Raw genomic sequence first — 16298 nt, forward strand, 5'->3', positions numbered from 1 at the left:
CGGTGCACGGTCCCGTCGTGCGCAGGCACGTCACCGTCGCGCAGCACGAGCCGCGGCACGGCGGCCCTCGCGAGGCGCTCGTACACGCCCGGGGCGAGGTCGTGGAGCAGCACACCCACGCGGTGCGCGCGACCGACGAGCACCTGCCGCCGCGGCCGCCGCAGGCTCCGCTCGACCGCGCGGGCGACGCGCCCCGGGCCCACCATGAGCGGGAGCGGCCGCAGGGGCCGGCCCGTGTAGTTGGCCGCGTGCCGGTAGATCGGGGTGTCGACCGCGGCCGGCAGGACGGTGACGACGTCGACCCCCGAGCCGTGCAGCTCCTGACGCAGCGCCTCGGCGAACCCGACGAGCCCCCACTTGGCGGCGACGTAGGGCGACACGAGCGGTGACGCGAGCCGGCCGTACATCGACGCGACGAGCACGAGCGTGCCGCGGCGTGCCCGCAGGGCGGGCAGCACCGCGCGCGCACACGTGAGCTGGCCGAGCAGCGTCGTCTCGATCACCTGGCGCACCACGTCGGGCGGCGTCTGCTCGAATCGGCCGTAGCTCCACACGGCGGCCGCCCCGACGAACACGTCGATCCCGCCGAACCGCGCCACGGCCGCGTCGACGAGTCGCGCGACGGACGCGGCGTCCGTGACGTCGGTCGGCACCACGAGCACGTGCGCGCCGCGGTCGGCGCACACCCGCTCGACGTCGCGCAGACCGCTCTCCCCGCGCGCTGCGAGCACGAGCCTCGCCCCGGGGCGCGCGAGCCGCACGGCGGTCGCCCGCCCGATCCCGCTCGAGGCGCCCGTCACCACCACGGCCCCGGCCTCACGACGTCCCATCGCACGGACGCTAACCCGGCCCCGGGCAGGGCGCGCGTCGGGCTAGCCTGGGCCAGATCCGGTCCGACGTGCAGGGGGTTCCGTGACCGTGCTCCACCACCCGCGTCCGCGCACCGGACGTCACCTCGCGGCCGCCACCGTCGTCCTGGCGCTGGGAGTCGCGACGCTCACGGCGTGCTCGGCACCCGATCCCGCGCCCGACGACGCCGCGCGGGCGCTCGCCGCGGGCCTCTCCTCGGGCGACCTGAGCGACGTGCCGCTCGACGACCCGGGCCGCGCGACCGCCGAGCTCACGGCGGCCGTCGAACCGCTCGGCCTGCGCCCCGCGGTCGAGGTCACCGAGGTCGTCCAGGACGACGACGCGACGCCGCGTACCGCGACCGCGACCCTCGCGCACACGTGGGACCTCGACGACAGCCCCGTCGACTGGACGTACACGACGACGGCGCGGCTCACGCTCGTCGAAACGGACGACGAGCCGAGCTGGCAGGTCGCGTGGTCCCCCGCCGTCGTCGCACCCGACCTGAGCGAGGGCGAGGTCCTGACGTCGACCCGCACCCGGGCCGAGCGGGCCCCGGTGCTGGGCGCGGGCGACGTCGCGATCGTCGAGCCCCGACCGGTGCAGCGGCTGGGCGTCGACAAGACGTGGGTCGACGCCGACGGCGCGACCAGGGCCGCCCGCGCGCTCGCCGAGCAGCTCGGGCTCGACGCCGACGCCTACGCCGAGCGCGTCGCCGCGGCGGGCGAGAAGGCCTTCGTCGAGGCCATGGTCGTGCGCGTCGGCGACCCGGGGTACGACGTCGCCGAGGCGCTCGAGATCGAGGGCGTGCGCGCGGTCGACGACGAGCTCCCCCTCGCCCCGAGCCGCACGTTCGCGCGCGCCGTGCTCGGCACCGCGGGCCCGGCCACGGCGGAGATCGTCGAGGCCTCGCAGGGTGAGGTCGTCGCGGGCGACCTCGCCGGGCTGTCCGGCCTCCAGCGGCAGTACGACGACCAGCTGCGCGGCACGCCCGGGCTCACGATCACGGCCGCGCAGCCCGACGGGAGCGGCACCCGGCTGCTCTTCGAGCGCGAGCCGGAGGCCGGCGAGCCGCTGCGGACCACGCTCGACCCGGCCGTGCAGACCGCAGCCGAGGCGGTGCTCGCGGACGTCACGCCGGCGGCGGCGATCGTGGTCGTCGACACCACCACCGGGGCGGTGCGGGCCGTGGCTGACGGCCCGGGCAGCGAAGGCCTCGCGACGGCGACCGTGGGCACGTTCGCGCCTGGCTCGGTGTTCAAGGTCGTGAGCTCGCTCGCGCTGCTGCGCGCGGGCCTCACACCGGACTCCCCTGTCGAGTGCCCCACCTCGATCGAGGTGGACGGCCGCACGTTCGAGAACTTCCCGGGGTACCCGGACGCCGCGACGGGCGCGATCGACCTGCGGACGGCCGTCGCGCACTCGTGCAACACGGCCTTCATCGGAGCGCGCGGCGACGCACCACCCGAGGCCCTCGCCGACGCGGCGGCCTCGCTCGGGATCGGGGCCGGTGAGGTGGGCGCGACGCTCGGCTACCCCGTGTTCCTCGGGTCGGTGCCCACCGACTCGACGGGCACCGACCACGCGGCCTCGATGATCGGCCAGGGCCGCGTGCAGGCGTCGCCGCTCGCGATGGCCACCGTCGCCGCATCGGTGGCTGCGGGTACCACGGTGACCCCGTGGCTCGTCGGCGCCGAGCCGCCCGAGCCCGTGGCACCGGCCGCGGTGCTCACGCCCGACGAGGCGACGCAGCTGCGCGAGCTCATGCGCGCGGTCGTGACCGACGGCGGCGCGACGTTCCTCGCCGACGACGGCGACGTGCTCGCCAAGACGGGCACCGCCCAGACCGGCGCGGGCGACGACGCCCACAACCACGCGTGGATGATCGCCGCCCGGGGCGACCTCGCGTTCGCCGTCTTCGTCGAGGACGGCGACTACGGCTCGACCACGGCCGGCCCGCTCCTGGAGCAGCTGCTCGCCGGGGTCGCCTGAGCCGGGGGGCGGAGCCCTCAGGCCCTCCCGCGCAGCCGGTCGATCTCGCGCCGTTCGCGCTTGGTCGGCCGCCCTGCCCCGCGGTCCCGCTGGGCGACCACGGCCGGCCGCTCGGCCGGCGGGGGCGGGGGCGGGGTGAGGTCCTCGAACGCCTCGGCCGCGAGCGCGGCCGACACACGCTTGACCAGCACGCCGCGCACCACCACCACGCGCTCGGGACCGACGCCCCGCACGCGAACCTCGTCGCCCACGCCCACGGGTGTCGCGGGCTTGGCACGCTCGCCGTTGACCCTGACATGGCCTGCGCGGCACGCCACGGCCGCCGCCGAACGGGTCTTGAACAGCCGGACGGCCCAGGTCCAGGCGTCCACACGCGCCCGCCCGGACCTGTCCATCACCGCTCCCGGTGCGCCAGGTAGTACGTGATCAGCGCGCGGGTCGACGGGTCCTGCGCCTCGAGCGCAGCGGTGTCACCCGCGACCGCGGGCGCGACCTCGGTCGCGAGGACCTTGCCGAGCTCGACGCCCCACTGGTCGAACGAGTCGATGCCCCACACCACGCCCTGGACGAAGGTGATGTGCTCGTACAGCGCGATGAGCTGCCCGAGCACGGCCGGGGTCAGGGCGGGCGCGAGGATCGACGTCGTCGGGCGGTTCCCGCTGAACACGCGTGCGGGCACGATGTGCTCGGGCGTCCCCTCGGCGCGCACCTCGTCGGCCGTCTTGCCGAACGCGAGCGCCTTGGACTGGGCGAAGAAGTTGGCGAGGAAGAGCTCGTGCACGTCGGTCTCGCCGTCGCGCAGCGGGTGCGCCGGGGTCGCGAACGCGAGGAGGTCCGCCGGGACGAGGCGCGTGCCCTGGTGGATGAGCTGGTAGAACGCGTGCTGGCCGTTGGTGCCGGGCTCGCCCCAGAACACCTCGCCGGTCTGCGTGGTCACCGCGGAGCCGTCCCAGCGCACGGACTTGCCGTTGGACTCCATGGTGAGCTGCTGCAGGTAGGCCGGGAACCGGTGCAGGTGCTGGGCGTAGGGCAGGACGGCGTGCGTGTGGGCGTCGAGGAAGTTGACGTACCAGACGTTGAGCAGGCCCATGAGCACGGGCACGTTGCGCTCGAGCGGCGCCGTGCGCAGGTGCTCGTCGACCGCGTGGAAGCCCGCGAGAAGCTCGCGGAACGCGTCGGGGCCGATCGCGACGGCGAGCGAGGTGCCGATCGCCGAGTCGAGCGAGTAGCGGCCGCCCACCCAGTCCCAGAAGCCGAACGCGTTCGCCGGGTCGATGCCGAACGCCGCGACCTTGTCGAGCGCCGTCGAGACCGCGACGAAGTGCCGCGCCACCGCCTGCCCGCGTGCGGCCTCGTCGCCCGCGTCGATCGCCCCACCGGCGTCGAGTCCCTCCCAGAGCCAGGTGCGCGCGAGCCGTGCGTTGGTGAGCGTCTCGAGCGTGCCAAAGGTCTTCGACGCGACGACGAAGAGCGTGGTGCGCGGGTCGAGGTCCGCGAGGGTCTCGGCGACGTCGGTCGGGTCGATGTTGGACACGAAGCGCAGCGCGACGTCGCGGCTCGCGTACGGCTGCAGCGCCTCGTACGCCATGACCGGGCCGAGGTCGGAGCCCCCGATCCCGATGTTCACCACGGTGCGGATGCGCTCGCCGGTGATGCCCGTCCACTCACCCGACCGCACCTTGTCGGCGAACGCGAAGACCTTGTCGAGCTCGGTCTGGACGTCGGCGTCGACGTCCTGCCCGTCGACCACGAGCCGCGGCTGCGCACCCGGTGGCCGCCGGAGCGCGGTGTGCAGCACCGCACGGTCCTCCGTGACGTTGATCCGGTCGCCGCGGAGCATGGCCTCGATGCGACCGCGCAGCCCGACCTCCTCGGCCAGGCGGGTCAGCAGCTCGAGCGTCTCGTCGGTGACGAGGTTCTTCGACAGGTCGACGTGCAGGTCGCCCACCGTGCGGGTGAGGCGCTCCGCGCGCGCCGGGTCGGCCGCGAACCAGCCGCGGAGGTCGGGCTCGAGGGCCTCGCGGTGGCGTCCGAGCGCGGCCCACGCGCTCGTCGTCGTCGGGTCGATGGGCGCCTCGATGGCTGCGTCGCTCACGCGTCTCCTCCTGCGGATGGGTGCTCGGCACCACCGTAGTGACCTCCGGCACCTGCCGGTGCGGGACGTCCGGGCAGCCGCTCGAGCTCGGCGTTGACCACACCACCTGCCAGGATCACGATGCTGGACAGCCAGAGCCACAGCACGCCGGCGAGCACGGCCCCGACCGCCTGGGCCGCGGCCCGCACGGCGGCGGTCGCCTGGGCGACGTCGGGGCCCGACGACCCGACCACGTCGAGGTAGGTCGCGAAGGCCCACGCGACGAGCACGAGCCCGACCGTGCCGAGCAGCGCGCCGGGCAGGCAGCGCCGCCACGTGTGGTCGAGGGCCGGGCCGTAGCGGTAGAGCAGCGTGAGGAACGCGGTGCTCACCCCGCCCACCAGCGCCCAGCGCCCCACCGACCACGCGGCGAGATAGGCCTCACCGGTGCCCCATCGCTCGGCGAGCGCGGCACCCCCGCCCAGCAGGGGGCCGACCACGACCATCGCGAGCACCACGACGAGGGTGACGACGGCCCCCAGCGCGAACCCGAGACCGAGCACCACCTGGAGCACGAGGGAGCGCCGCTCGGGGACCGAGTAGGCGTCGTCGAGGGCGCGGATCGCCGCGCGGAACATGCGGCTCGCGAGCCAGAGCGCGACGAGCACGGAGCCGACGGCGACGCCCGTGCGCTCCTGCTCGAGCAGGCCCCGCACGAGCGGCGCGAGGACGTCGCGGGTCACCTCGGGGTCGAACACCCGGCCGAGGCCCTGGACCAGGCCGTCCTCGACCCGCTGCACCCGCTCGGCACCCACGAAGCGCTCGAGGAACCCCAGCGCGGCGCCCGTGGCCGTGAGCAGCGGGAGCAGCGAGATGAGCGCGTAGTAGGTCATCTCGGCCGCGAGACCCGTGACCCGCACCTCGACCACCCGGCGTGCGCTGCGCACGGCGAGCAGCCCCGCGTCGACCGTGCCCAGGAGCAGTCGACCGGTGGCGGCCTCCTCGAGCCGGTCGAGGCGCTCCGCTCCCCGGACGCCGCCCCGCACCCCTCGCACCACCCGACGACCGTAGCCCGGGTGGGCGGGCCGGGCGGACCGGGCGGGGCGCAGGCGCACCCACCGTCCGTGCGCGTGGCACGATGCCGTCGTGACGAGCGACCACCCGGCGACACCTGCCGTCGAGCGACCGAGCGAGGTCGTCGTGCGCGCGATGACGTCGCACGACTGGCCGGCCGTGGCCGCCGTCTTCGCCGAGGGCCTCGAGGACCGCTCGGCGACGTTCGAGACCACCGTCCCCACGTGGGAGACGTGGGATGCGGGCCACAGCGACGAGCACCGGTGGGTCGCGACGGTCGACGGCGCCCTGCTGGGCTGGGTCGCGTGCTCGCCCGTGAGCAGCAGGTGCGTGTACGCGGGCGTGCTCGAGCACAGCGTGTACGTGGCCCGCGCCGCACGCGGGCGCGGCGTCGGCTCGGCCCTGCTGCGACACCTCATCACCTCGACCGAGGACGCGGGGGTCTGGACGCTGCAGGCCGGCGTCTTCCCCGAGAACGTCGCGAGCCTCGCGCTGCACGCGCGGCACGGCTTCCGCGTGGTCGGCACGCGTGCACGCGTGGGCCGGCTCGACGGCGTGTGGCGCGACGTCACGCTCATCGAGCGGCGCAGCGACTCCGTCGGAATCACGTAGCCGCACACGCGCCGCCGCGCTTACCGTCCCCGCATGGGTGACCAGCCGCAGGACTCCGTCGTCGTCGACCCCCAGGGGCGCCCCGAGCCACCGCTCGCCGCGGACGAGGCCGGGACGCTGCTCGGCTTCCTCGAGTTCCAGCGCGCGACGCTCGCGTGGAAGGTGGACGGCCTCGACGCCGCCGGGCTCGCGGCCACCACGGCCGCGTCGACGATGACGCTCGGCGGCATGCTCAAGCACCTCGCGTACGTCGAGGACCACTGGTTCGTGCGTCGGCTGCGCGGCGCCCCGTCCGCGCCGCCGTGGGACACCGTGGACTGGGCCGCGGACGAGGACTGGGACTGGCACTCGGCCGCGCAGGACCCGCCGGTCGAGCTGCACCGGCTGTGGCGCGACGCGGTGGAACGGTCGCGCACCGCGACCGCCGAGGCCCTCGCCGGGGGCGGGCTCGACCAGCCCGCGCGTGGCACGACCTCCGACGGACGCGTGCCGAGCCTGCGCTGGATCCTGTGCCACATGGTCGAGGAGTACGCGCGGCACAACGGGCACGCGGACCTGCTGCGCGAGGCGGTCGACGGGCAGACCGGGGAGTAGCCCGAGCAGCCCGGCGCGCGCCGGCCGCGCGACCCTCCTAGCGTGCTCACCATGGCCACGCACCCCTCGCCGTCGGGCACGGGCCACGTGCGTGTGGGCATCTCGGGCTGGCGGTACGCACCGTGGCGCGGCACGTTCTACCCGCGCGGCCTCCCCCAGCGCGCCGAGCTCGCCTACGCGACCGAGCAGCTCAGCACGATCGAGGTCAACGGCTCGTTCTACGCCCTCCAGCGGCCCGAGAGCTACCGGCGCTGGGCCGCCGAGACGCCCGACGACGTGCTGTTCTCGGTCAAGGGCGGGCGCTACCTCACGCACATGCTGCGCCTGCGCGGGGTCGAGCAGGCGCTCGCCAACTTCTTCGCCTCGGGCGTGCTCGCGCTCGGGCCCAAGCTGGGTCCCGTGCTGTGGCAGCTGCCGCCCACGCTCGCGTACGACGCCGAGGTGCTCGCGCGGTTCGCCGAGCTGCTGCCGCGCTCGACCAGCGCCGCCGCCGAGATCGCCCGGGGGCACGACGCGCGGCTCGACGGCCGGGCGTGGACCGAGGCCGGCGCCGAGCGTCGCCTGCGGCACGTGCTCGAGGTGCGACACCCCAGCTTCGCGGCGCCCGAGGTGGTCACGCAGCTGCGGGCGCTGGACCTCGGCCTGGTGGTGGCCGACACCGCGGGGCGGTTCCCGCAGCTGTTCGACGTCACGACCGACCTCGTCTACGTGCGCCTGCACGGCGCCGAGGAGCTGTACGTGAGCGGGTACGACGACGACGCGCTCGAGGCCTGGGCCGGGCGCGTGCGGGCGTGGGCCGCCGACGGCCTCGACGTGCTCGTGTACTTCGACAACGACGCCAAGGTGCACGCACCGTTCGACGCCCGGCGGCTCGCCGCCCTCGTCGAGCCTCCCCGCTGACACGCGCCGCGCGACGCTGCCGTACACCAAGATCGGACAATCCACACATCGTGGACAAACCTGGGGACAGTCGCTCGCGTCACGGCTGGTCAGCCGTCAGTTGATCACGCGACCGTCCGTCGGACCCGCCTCACCGGCAAGCCCCGCGAGCCCCTCGAGGCGGACGAGCGCCTCCTCGAGCACCTCGGCGCGCTTGACGAAGGTCAGCCGCACGTGGCTGCGCAGCGCACGAGCCGTGGGCGAGCCGTCCGCGCAGAAGGCCGCGACCGGGACCGCGGCCACGCCCAGCTCCTCGGGCATCCGCCGGCACAGCGCGACGCCGTCGTGCAGGCCGAGCGGTGCCGCGTCGGTCACCACGAAGTACGTGCCGCGCGGGACGACGACTCCCAGCCCCAGCCGCTCGAGCCCCGCGCAGAGCAGGTCGCGGCGCCGCGCGAGCCCGTCCGCGAGCTCGGCGAGATGACGCGCGACACGCCCGTCCTCGTCCGCGAGCGCCTCGGCCACCGCGGGTTGGAAGGGCGCCCCCGAGGTGTAGGTGAGGTACTGCTGGACCGTGCGCACGGCCGCCACCAGGTCAGCCGGCCCCGTGAGCCAGCCGACCTTCCAGCCCGTGAACGACAGCGACTTGCCCGCCGACGAGATGCGCAGCGTGCGCTCGGCCATGCCGGGCAGGGTCGCGACCGGCACGTGCCGGACGCCGTCGAACGTCAGGTGCTCGTAGACCTCGTCGGTCACGACAAGCAGGTCGTGGGCCCTCGCGACGTCCGCCACGACCACGAGCTCGTCCTCGTCGAGGACCGCCCCGGTGGGGTTGTGCGGGCTGTTGAGCAGGATCATGCGGGTGCGCGACGTGACGGCCCGCTCGAGCGCCGGGCCGTCGAGACGGAACCCCTCGGGACCGGGGCGCAGGCCCACCGGCACCAGGCGCGCACCCGCCATCGCGACCGCACCCGCGTAGGAGTCGTAGTAGGGCTCGAGCACGACGACCTCGTCGTCCGGGCCCACCAGGGCGAGGATCGCCGCGGCGATCGCCTCGGTCGCGCCGGTCGTCACGAGCACCTCGTCCGCGGGGTCGACCTCGAGCCCGTAGTGGCGTCGGGCGTGAGCCGCGACGGCACGACGCAGCTCGGGTGCTCCCGAGCCTGGCGCGTACTGGTTGCGACCCTCGCGGATCGCTCGCTCGGCCGCGCGGGCGACGTGCGCGGGGCCGTCGACGTCGGGGAACCCCTGACCGAGGTTCAGCGCACCGGTGCGACCCGCGAGGTCGGACATCTCCGCGAAGACGGTGCGGCGCAGGCCGCCGTCCGCGTCGACGAGGCCGGCGCCCCGCGCCACGGCCCGCCAGCGCGGTTCAGGGGACGAGGAGGGCGTGGCCATCGGGCCAGGCTAGGTCGCGCGACCGGCTCAGTGCGCGGCTGCCACGGCGGGCTCGTCGACGCCCTGGTCGAGCCACGCCCCCGGGCGGTACGCCCGGACCCCGAACGTCAGCACCGCGAGCGCGGTGAGCAGGCTCGCGAGCATCACGCCCGTCATCGCGCGGGCGTCGCCGCCCACGAGGCCGACGAGCGGGCTCACCAGACCCGCGAGGCCCGCCTGGAGGAAGCCGATGACCGCGGCCGCCGTGCCGGCGCGCTCACCGTGCCTCGTGAGGGCCAGCGCCGAGGCGTTCGACATGACGAAGCCGAGCAGGGTGAACGCGAGCCACACCGCCGCGACGAAGGCGACGATCCCGCCCACCCGGCCGACGGCGACCACCACGAGCGCGGCCGTCGCGACCGCGGCCGCGGGCAGCCCGACGCGGAGCAGCCGCAACGGGCCGACGCGTCGCACGAGCGCCGCGTTCGTCTGGGAGCCGACGACGAGCGACGTGCCGCCGATCGCGAAGACGAGCGCGAACTGCTGGGGGCTGAGCCCGTAGCCCTGCTGGAGGACGAACGGGCTGCCGGCGACGTAGCTCATGATCACCGACATGCCGAGCCCCGGGATCACCGCGAGCGCGACGAACCGGCCGTCGCGCAGCAGGCCCACGTAGCCGCGCAGCGACGTGCCCAGCCCGTGGGTGCTGCGACGCCCGACAGGCAGCGTCTCGGGCAGGAACCGCGCCACGACCAGCCACATCACCACGGCGAAGAGCGCGAGGGCGACGAACACCGCGCGCCAGCCCCAGGCGTCCGCGATCACGCCGCCGACGGTGGGCGCGAGCAGCGGCGCGACCGCGATCACGAGCATGAGCCGCGACATCAGGCGCGCGGCCTCCGAGCCCGCGTAGCGGTCCCGGATGACCGCCATCGCCACGACGGTGGCCCCCGCGCTCGCGGCCCCCTGCGCGATCCGGAGCGCGACGAGCTGCTCGATGGTCGCCGCGACGACGCACAGCAGCGACAGCAGGGCGTGCAGACCCACGCCGATGAGCACGGGGCGACGACGGCCGACCCGGTCGGAGAAGGGACCCACCACGAGCTGGCCCAGCGCACCGCCGATGAGCATGCCCGTGATGGTCAGCTGCGCGCCGGCCTCGTCCGCGCGCAGGTCGCTCGCGACCTCGGGGAGCGAGGGCAGGTACATGTCCGTCGTCACGGCGGGCAGCAGGGTGAGCATCCCGATGAGCACGACGAAGCCCGCCGTGGGTGCCGCGTGGGCACGACCGTGGTGCGTGGGGGCGGGCGGTGGTGCGGAGGTCATGTGGTGCGCTCTCGGGCTTCGGGACGGTCGGTCGGACGGTGCGGCGGGCCTGTGACCTGCACCGAAGCATCGTAACGATTCGAGGCTCACGGGCATTCCCGGCGGGCGGGGCCGGCGGAGCCGCCGATGTCGGCGGCCAGGGGCATGCTGGTCCTGTGTGCGGACGCTACGCCTCGTTCCGGGAGGCCCAGGACCTGGCCGACCACTTCGCGGTCGAGGAGGTCGCCGGGGACGCCGCCCTGCTCCCGCCGTCGTGGAACGTCGCGCCGACGGACGCGGTGCGCCTCGTGGTCGAGCGCGTGCCGCGCGACGCTCCCCGCGGCGCGCCCGCGGCGCGGGCCCTGCGGCTCGCACGCTGGGGGCTCGTGCCCTCGTGGGCCAAGGACCCGCGCATCGGCGCGCGCATGATCAACGCACGCGCCGAGTCGCTCGCCGACAAGCCGGCGTTCCGGCGCGCCCTCACGGCGCGACGCTGCCTGGTGCCGGCCGAGGGCTACTTCGAGTGGCAGCCGGCCCCCGACGGCGGGGCCCGCGCGCCCAAGCAGCCGTTCTGGATCCACGACCCCGACGGCGGCCCGCTCGCGTTCGCGGGTCTCTACGAGTTCTGGCGGGACCCGACGAGGGCCGACGACGACCCGGACCGCTGGCTCGTGAGCACGACCGTCGTGACGGGCGCGGCACCGCCCGACCACCCCGAGCTGGCCGCGATCCACGACCGCCGTCCCGTCGTGCTCCCCGCCGATCGCTGGGACGCGTGGCTCGACCCGGCCCGCGACCAGGCCACGGACGCCGTCGGGCTGCTGCACGGGCCCGCGCCGCGACTCGTCGCGACGCCCGTGTCGACGGCGGTCAACCGCGTCGGCACCGACGGGCCCGAGCTCGTCGAGCCGATCAGCCTGCCCGAGGCCGCCCAGGCACCTCCGGGTCTCCCGCTCGAGGGCTGAGCGTCACTGTCCGCACGGGGCCCAGGCCGGGGAGCACGCGCTCGACCACCGGACCCGGTGAGACGTCGCCCGTGTCCGCGGTCGCCAGGCGCGTCGGAAGGAGCGCGGCGGTCGACGAGTCGACCAGCACGGTGCCGGGCTCGGCGACGTCCGTGAGCCGGGCCGCGAGGTTGACCGACGGACCGAAGACGTCGCCGAAGCGCGACAGCACGCGTCCCCACACGAGGCTGACGCGCACGGGCGTCGCGGCGTGCGTCCCGAACGTCGCGGCGAGCCCCAGGGCGACCGCGGATCCCCGGGCGACGTCGTCCGCGACGAACAGCACCGCGTCGCCGATGGTCTTCACCACCCGCCCGCCCGCGGCCGTCACCACGTCGCGCGCCCGCGCCTCGAAGCCCTGCACGAAGTCTGCGAGCTCGTGGGGCCCCAGGTCCGCGGTACGCCTCGTGAAACCGACCACGTCGGCGAAGCCGACCGCACGGGCGAGCGGGAGCTCGTCACCCCCGGACCCCGGGTCCCGAGCGTCGGCGAGCTCGTCGGCGAAGCGCCGCGCGATGGCCGCGAGCTGCCGCCGCCATGCGTGCACCAGCTGCCGCTCGAGCACCGGGCTGAGCTCCGCGAGCCGGTCGAGCACGGTCAGGCGCGCGCTCACGTCGTCGAGCCCGTACCGCTCCGCGACCTGCTCGACGAGCGCCTCGACCTGCCACAGCACCAGTCGGTCGGTCGTGTGGCCCACCGAGCGCACCAGCGAGACCGCGGTGCGCGCGGAGAGGTGGAACCGGTGGGCGGCCCCGAGCAGCTCGTGCAGCACGTCCGCGTCCGTCGCGGTGTACGCGGGCTCGTCGTCCCCGCGCGTCGGCAGGCCCAGGGCGTGCCAGTAGAGCCTGACCTCCTCGACGTCGCCCCCCGCGCGCTCCGCGAGCTCGACGAGGCTGAGCTCACGCGGGCCACCGAGCAGACGGTCCTCGAGGTCGGCGAGCGTCGAGGCGTGGCCGCCCTCGTCCGCCGTTCCCTCACCCACCCGGTCAGGCTAGTTCACGCCGTGCGGGTTCCCTCGAGGCGCAGGCGCACGTCGCCCGCGAGCACGGTCCGGGTGCGTCCCGACGCCTCGGTGACCACGAGCGCGCCGTCGGGTCCCAGGCCGGAGGCGACGCCGCGCAGCGTGCCCCCGCCCGGCAGCTCGACCTCGACGCGCGCCCCCAGGGTCGCGCTCGACGTGGCGCACGCTCGCGCGAGCCCGCTCGCCTCGGCGTCCCCCGACGCGGCGCGCCACCGGGTGTCCAGGTCGACCAGGTGCCCCGTGAGTCCCGCGAGCAGCACGGCCCTGTCCACCTCCACCCCGACCCCCCGCAAGGACGTCGCGCTCTCGACGGGGAGCTCGGCCGCCGCCTGGTGCACGTTGACGCCGATGCCGAGCACCACGGCAGGTCCGGCGGACGTGGGCACGAGGTCCGCGAGGACGCCCGCGACCTTGCGCCGCACCCCCCAGCCCGCGAGCTCGACGCGCCCGGGATGGTCGACGAGCACGTCGTTGGGCCACTTGACCGTCGCCCGCACGCCGACGTCGGCGAGCGCACGCACGACGGCGAGGCCGCCGAGCAGGGGGACCCACCCGAGGCACTCGACGGGCACGGCGGGCCGCAGCACCCACGACGCGGTCAGGGCGACGCCCGCCGGCGTCTGCCACGCGCGCCCGGCCCGGCCCCGCCCGGCGCTCTGGTGGTCGGTCACCAGCACCGACCGGTCGGGCCACTTCCCGGGCTCGCGGCCGAGCGCCGCGACCAGGTCGGCCGAGGTCGACGGCGTCGTCGCGACCACCTCGACCCGCCCGACGCCCGGCACGGCGCCGAGCTGCGCACGCACCCGCGCGGCGTCGAGGGGCCGTCGGTCGGCTGGATCCGTCACGCGCCCCACGGTAGCCGCGGGCCGCAGGCCCACGGGTCGGCGGGCGTTTGTGCAGATCCGCACATCCGCCGCACGCGACACGGTCGGAACCCGCATCCGGGATGTCGGGAGGCGACAACTACTCTCGGAGCCGTGACGACCGACACGACCGCCGCCAAGCTCGCCGACCTCGCCCGCCGCCGCAGCGAGGCGGTGGACGAGGCCGAGGCCGCCGCACGCACCAAGCAGCACGCACGCGGCAAGAAGACCGCGCGCGAGCGCATCGAGACGCTGCTCGACGAGGGCAGCTTCGTCGAGCTCGACGCCTTCGTCCGCCACCGCTCGACGGCGTTCGGGCTCGACAAGCGTCGCGTCCCGGGCGACGGGGTGGTCACGGGCCACGGCACCGTCGACGGCCGTCAGGTCGCGGTGTACAGCCAGGACTTCACGACCTTCGGCGGCTCCCTGGGCGAGGCCCACGGGCAGAAGATCACCAAAGTCATGGACCTCGCACTGCGCACGGGGGTGCCGCTCATCGGGATCCTCGACGGCGGTGGGGCACGCATCCAGGAGGGCGTGGCGGCGCTGACCCAGTTCGCCGAGATCTTCCGGCGCAACGTCGCGGCCTCGGGCGTGATCCCGCAGATCTCGCTCATCCTCGGCCCGAGCGCGGGCGGAGCCGTCTACTCCCCCGCCCTCACCGACTTCGTGGTGATGGCCGACGGCACCTCGAACATGTTCATCACGGGCCCCGACGTGATCCGGGCCGTGACCGGCGAGGACGTGGGCTTCGAGGAGCTGGGCGGCGGCCAGACCCACAACACCCGGTCAGGCGTCGCGCACTACCTGGGCGCCGACGAGGACGACGCGATCGACTACGTCAAGGCCCTGCTCGGGTACCTGCCGTCGAACAACCTGAGCGACCCGCCCGTGTGGGAGGACGACGTCGACGGCGCCGAGCTCGAGGTCACGGAGGTCGACCTCGAGCTCGACGCCCTCGTACCGGACTCCGACTCCCAGCCCTACGACATGCGCACGGTGGTCGAGCACGTCGTCGACCACGGCGAGCTGCTCGAGGTGCAGCCCCTCTACGCGCGGAACGTGCTCGTCGGGTTCGCCCACGTCGAGGGGCGACCGGTGGGCGTCGTCGCCAACCAGCCCCTGCAGATGGCCGGCACCCTCGACATCGCCGCGGCCGAGAAGGCGGCGCGGTTCGTGCGGACGTGCGACGCGTTCAACCTGCCGGTGCTGACGTTCGTCGACGTGCCGGGCTTCCTGCCGGGGACGGACCAGGAGTGGAACGGCATCATCCGGCGCGGCGCGAAGCTCATCTACGCCTACGCCGAGGCGACCGTCCCGCTCGTCACGATCATCACCCGCAAGGCCTACGGCGGTGCGTACATCGTCATGGGCTCCAAGCAGCTCGGGGCCGACGTCAACCTCGCGTGGCCCACCGCCCAGGTGGCCGTCATGGGCGCCGGCGGGGCCGTCAACATCCTCCAGCGCGGCGCGCTCGCGAAGGTGGCCGAGGCCGGCGGCGACGTCGAGGCCGAGCGCGCACGGCTCACCGACGAGTACACCGAGGCGCTGGTCAACCCCTACGAGGCGGCCGACCGCGGCTACGTCGACGCCGTGATCGCCCCGTCCGAGACGCGGCTCGAGGTGGTGCGCGCGCTGCGGGCGCTGCGCACCAAGCGCGCGGCGCTGCCCGCCAAGAAGCACGGGAACATCCCGCTGTGACCCCCGACGTACGGGTCGTGCGCGGAGAGCCCGACGAGGTCGAGCTCGCCGCCCTGGTGGCCGGACTCGCGGCACGCGGCTCCCACCCTCCGGGCGCGGACCGCTCGGACGAGCCGGGCCCGCGCGCCGGGCGACGCTGGCGCGGCGCGCTCCACCCCGCGGCCCGCGTGCCGGCCCCGGGCCCCGACGCGTGGCGCTGGAGCCTGCACCCGCGCGGCTGAGCCCTCGATCGGGTGGCGACGGCGACACCCCCTCCCGTTGTGTCCGTATTTGTCCTACCCTCCGGTCATGGTCCCCCTCGCACCACAGGCGTCCGGAACCCTCGACCCGACGGTGCTGCCCGCGCCCGAGCCGGGGACGGCGCCGTACCGCCCGCCCGCCGTCGCGCCCGGGCCCCTCGTCGACGACGTGTACGACCCCACGCGGGATCCCGACAACGGCTGGGTGCCGGGCCGGGCGCGCGTGGGCGACGTGACGGCCGACGAGGTGCGGCGCGCACGCTTCCGCACCGTCGGTGACGTGGGCTACGCCCAGGCCGACGTCGACGACTTCCTGGACCAGGTGGAGGCGACGCTGCGCCGCTGGGAGCAGCACGCCCCCGGCCTCGCGGGGGAGCGCCCTCCGGTGCTCGACGGCTGGCCGTTCGTGCGGGAGGCGCCCGCGCAGGCGCCGCACGGGCGCCAGGTCGCACCGAGCGGGCTCACGCTCATCTCCCGGGGCCTGGGCTACGACGTCCACGAGGTCGACGCGTTCCTCGAGCACGCGGCCGTCGCGCTCGAGCTCCTGGGCCAGGGCGTAGCCCCCGAGATGACCGCGCAGATGGTCGAGCGCGTCCTGTTCCGCATGACGCTCGACCACGGCTACGACCAGCGCGAGGTGGACCAGCTCCTGGACCAGGTCGCCGCCGTCCTGCGCGAGGGTCCCCGACGCTGACCGGCACCGTCCCGACGCCC

At 75.3% G+C, this 16298-nt stretch carries 16 protein-coding genes; 8 read left to right on the forward strand and 8 right to left on the reverse strand.

The window, feature by feature from the left end; translation table 11 throughout:
* Positions 1 to 830, reverse strand: an 830-nt coding sequence (locus GXB85_RS08950) for an SDR family oxidoreductase (RefSeq protein ID WP_161917310.1), incomplete at its 3' end; no start/stop codon positions are given.
* Positions 831 to 912: 82 nt separating this feature from the next.
* On the opposite strand from GXB85_RS08950, the gene GXB85_RS08955 reads away from it, so the two are divergent.
* The gene (locus tag GXB85_RS08955) at positions 913 to 2841 is read left to right on the forward strand and encodes a penicillin-binding transpeptidase domain-containing protein (protein WP_370524110.1); all 1929 of its coding nucleotides are present in this window, start codon (positions 913 to 915) and stop codon (positions 2839 to 2841) included.
* Positions 2842 to 2858: 17 nt separating this feature from the next.
* On the opposite strand, the gene GXB85_RS08960 is transcribed toward GXB85_RS08955, so the two are convergent.
* Genes GXB85_RS08960 through GXB85_RS18180 form a run of 3 tightly spaced genes read right to left on the reverse strand, consistent with a single transcriptional unit; the run spans position 2859 to position 5973 of the window.
* Positions 2859 to 3236, reverse strand: coding sequence for an RNA-binding S4 domain-containing protein (locus GXB85_RS08960; protein WP_161917311.1), 378 nt, complete (start codon positions 3234 to 3236; stop codon positions 2859 to 2861).
* Positions 3236 to 4921, reverse strand: coding sequence for a glucose-6-phosphate isomerase (gene pgi, locus GXB85_RS08965; RefSeq protein ID WP_161917418.1), 1686 nt, complete (start codon positions 4919 to 4921; stop codon positions 3236 to 3238). Before pgi ends, GXB85_RS08960 begins: the two co-directional genes overlap by 1 nt.
* 11 nt (positions 4922 to 4932) lie before the next feature.
* Positions 4933 to 5973 (reverse strand): YihY/virulence factor BrkB family protein, encoded by a 1041-nt coding sequence (locus GXB85_RS18180; protein ID WP_161917312.1) that lies wholly within the window; start codon positions 5971 to 5973, stop codon positions 4933 to 4935.
* A gap of 88 nt (positions 5974 to 6061) precedes the next feature.
* On the opposite strand from GXB85_RS18180, the gene GXB85_RS08975 reads away from it, so the two are divergent.
* The 3 genes from GXB85_RS08975 to GXB85_RS08985 are packed head-to-tail and all read left to right on the forward strand — an operon-like array spanning position 6062 to position 8095.
* Positions 6062 to 6601: an N-acetyltransferase family protein gene (locus GXB85_RS08975; protein ID WP_370524111.1), complete on the forward strand. Its 540-nt coding sequence runs from the start codon at positions 6062 to 6064 to the stop codon at positions 6599 to 6601.
* Positions 6602 to 6634: 33 nt separating this feature from the next.
* A complete protein-coding gene (locus tag GXB85_RS08980) occupies positions 6635 to 7195 on the forward strand; it encodes a DinB family protein (RefSeq protein ID WP_161917313.1) in 561 nt (186 codons plus the stop codon).
* A gap of 51 nt (positions 7196 to 7246) precedes the next feature.
* Positions 7247 to 8095, forward strand: a complete 849-nt coding sequence (locus GXB85_RS08985; RefSeq protein ID WP_161917314.1) for a DUF72 domain-containing protein — start codon at positions 7247 to 7249, stop codon at positions 8093 to 8095.
* A 96-nt stretch (positions 8096 to 8191) separates the two neighbouring features.
* Here the strand turns inward: GXB85_RS08985 and GXB85_RS08990 are convergent, their stop codons facing one another.
* A complete protein-coding gene (locus GXB85_RS08990) occupies positions 8192 to 9472 on the reverse strand; it encodes a pyridoxal phosphate-dependent aminotransferase (protein ID WP_161917315.1) in 1281 nt (426 codons plus the stop codon).
* A 27-nt stretch (positions 9473 to 9499) separates the two neighbouring features.
* Positions 9500 to 10777, reverse strand: coding sequence for a multidrug effflux MFS transporter (locus tag GXB85_RS08995; protein ID WP_237728121.1), 1278 nt, complete (start codon positions 10775 to 10777; stop codon positions 9500 to 9502).
* A 155-nt stretch (positions 10778 to 10932) separates the two neighbouring features.
* On the opposite strand from GXB85_RS08995, the gene GXB85_RS09000 reads away from it, so the two are divergent.
* Positions 10933 to 11721 (forward strand): SOS response-associated peptidase, encoded by a 789-nt coding sequence (locus GXB85_RS09000; RefSeq protein ID WP_161917317.1) that lies wholly within the window; start codon positions 10933 to 10935, stop codon positions 11719 to 11721.
* Here the strand turns inward: GXB85_RS09000 and GXB85_RS09005 are convergent.
* Together GXB85_RS09005 and GXB85_RS09010 are read right to left on the reverse strand one after the other, a co-directional pair.
* Positions 11669 to 12742: an adenylate/guanylate cyclase domain-containing protein gene (locus GXB85_RS09005; RefSeq protein ID WP_161917318.1), complete on the reverse strand. Its 1074-nt coding sequence runs from the start codon at positions 12740 to 12742 to the stop codon at positions 11669 to 11671. The two genes, GXB85_RS09000 and GXB85_RS09005, sit on opposite strands and share 53 nt — an antisense overlap.
* Positions 12743 to 12756: 14 nt before the next feature.
* The gene (locus GXB85_RS09010; RefSeq protein WP_370524112.1) at positions 12757 to 13626 is read right to left on the reverse strand and encodes a biotin--[acetyl-CoA-carboxylase] ligase; all 870 of its coding nucleotides are present in this window, start codon (positions 13624 to 13626) and stop codon (positions 12757 to 12759) included.
* Positions 13627 to 13758: 132 nt separating this feature from the next.
* Here GXB85_RS09010 and GXB85_RS09015 point away from each other — a divergent pair, with 132 nt between their 5' ends.
* The 3 genes from GXB85_RS09015 (at position 13759) to GXB85_RS09025 (ending at position 16278) form a co-directional block, all read left to right on the forward strand.
* Positions 13759 to 15345 carry an acyl-CoA carboxylase subunit beta gene (locus GXB85_RS09015; protein ID WP_161917320.1) on the forward strand — a complete coding sequence of 529 codons (1587 nt, stop codon included), beginning with the start codon at positions 13759 to 13761 and terminating at the stop codon, positions 15343 to 15345.
* Positions 15342 to 15566: an acyl-CoA carboxylase epsilon subunit gene (locus tag GXB85_RS09020; RefSeq protein WP_161917321.1), complete on the forward strand. Its 225-nt coding sequence runs from the start codon at positions 15342 to 15344 to the stop codon at positions 15564 to 15566. Before GXB85_RS09015 ends, GXB85_RS09020 begins: the two co-directional genes overlap by 4 nt.
* 67 nt (positions 15567 to 15633) lie before the next feature.
* Positions 15634 to 16278 (forward strand): DivIVA domain-containing protein, encoded by a 645-nt coding sequence (locus tag GXB85_RS09025; RefSeq protein WP_161917322.1) that lies wholly within the window; start codon positions 15634 to 15636, stop codon positions 16276 to 16278.
* Positions 16279 to 16298: the final 20 nt, after the last annotated feature.

Source organism: Cellulomonas sp. APG4, assembly GCF_009996735.1.
GTDB lineage: Bacteria > Actinomycetota > Actinomycetes > Actinomycetales > Cellulomonadaceae > Actinotalea.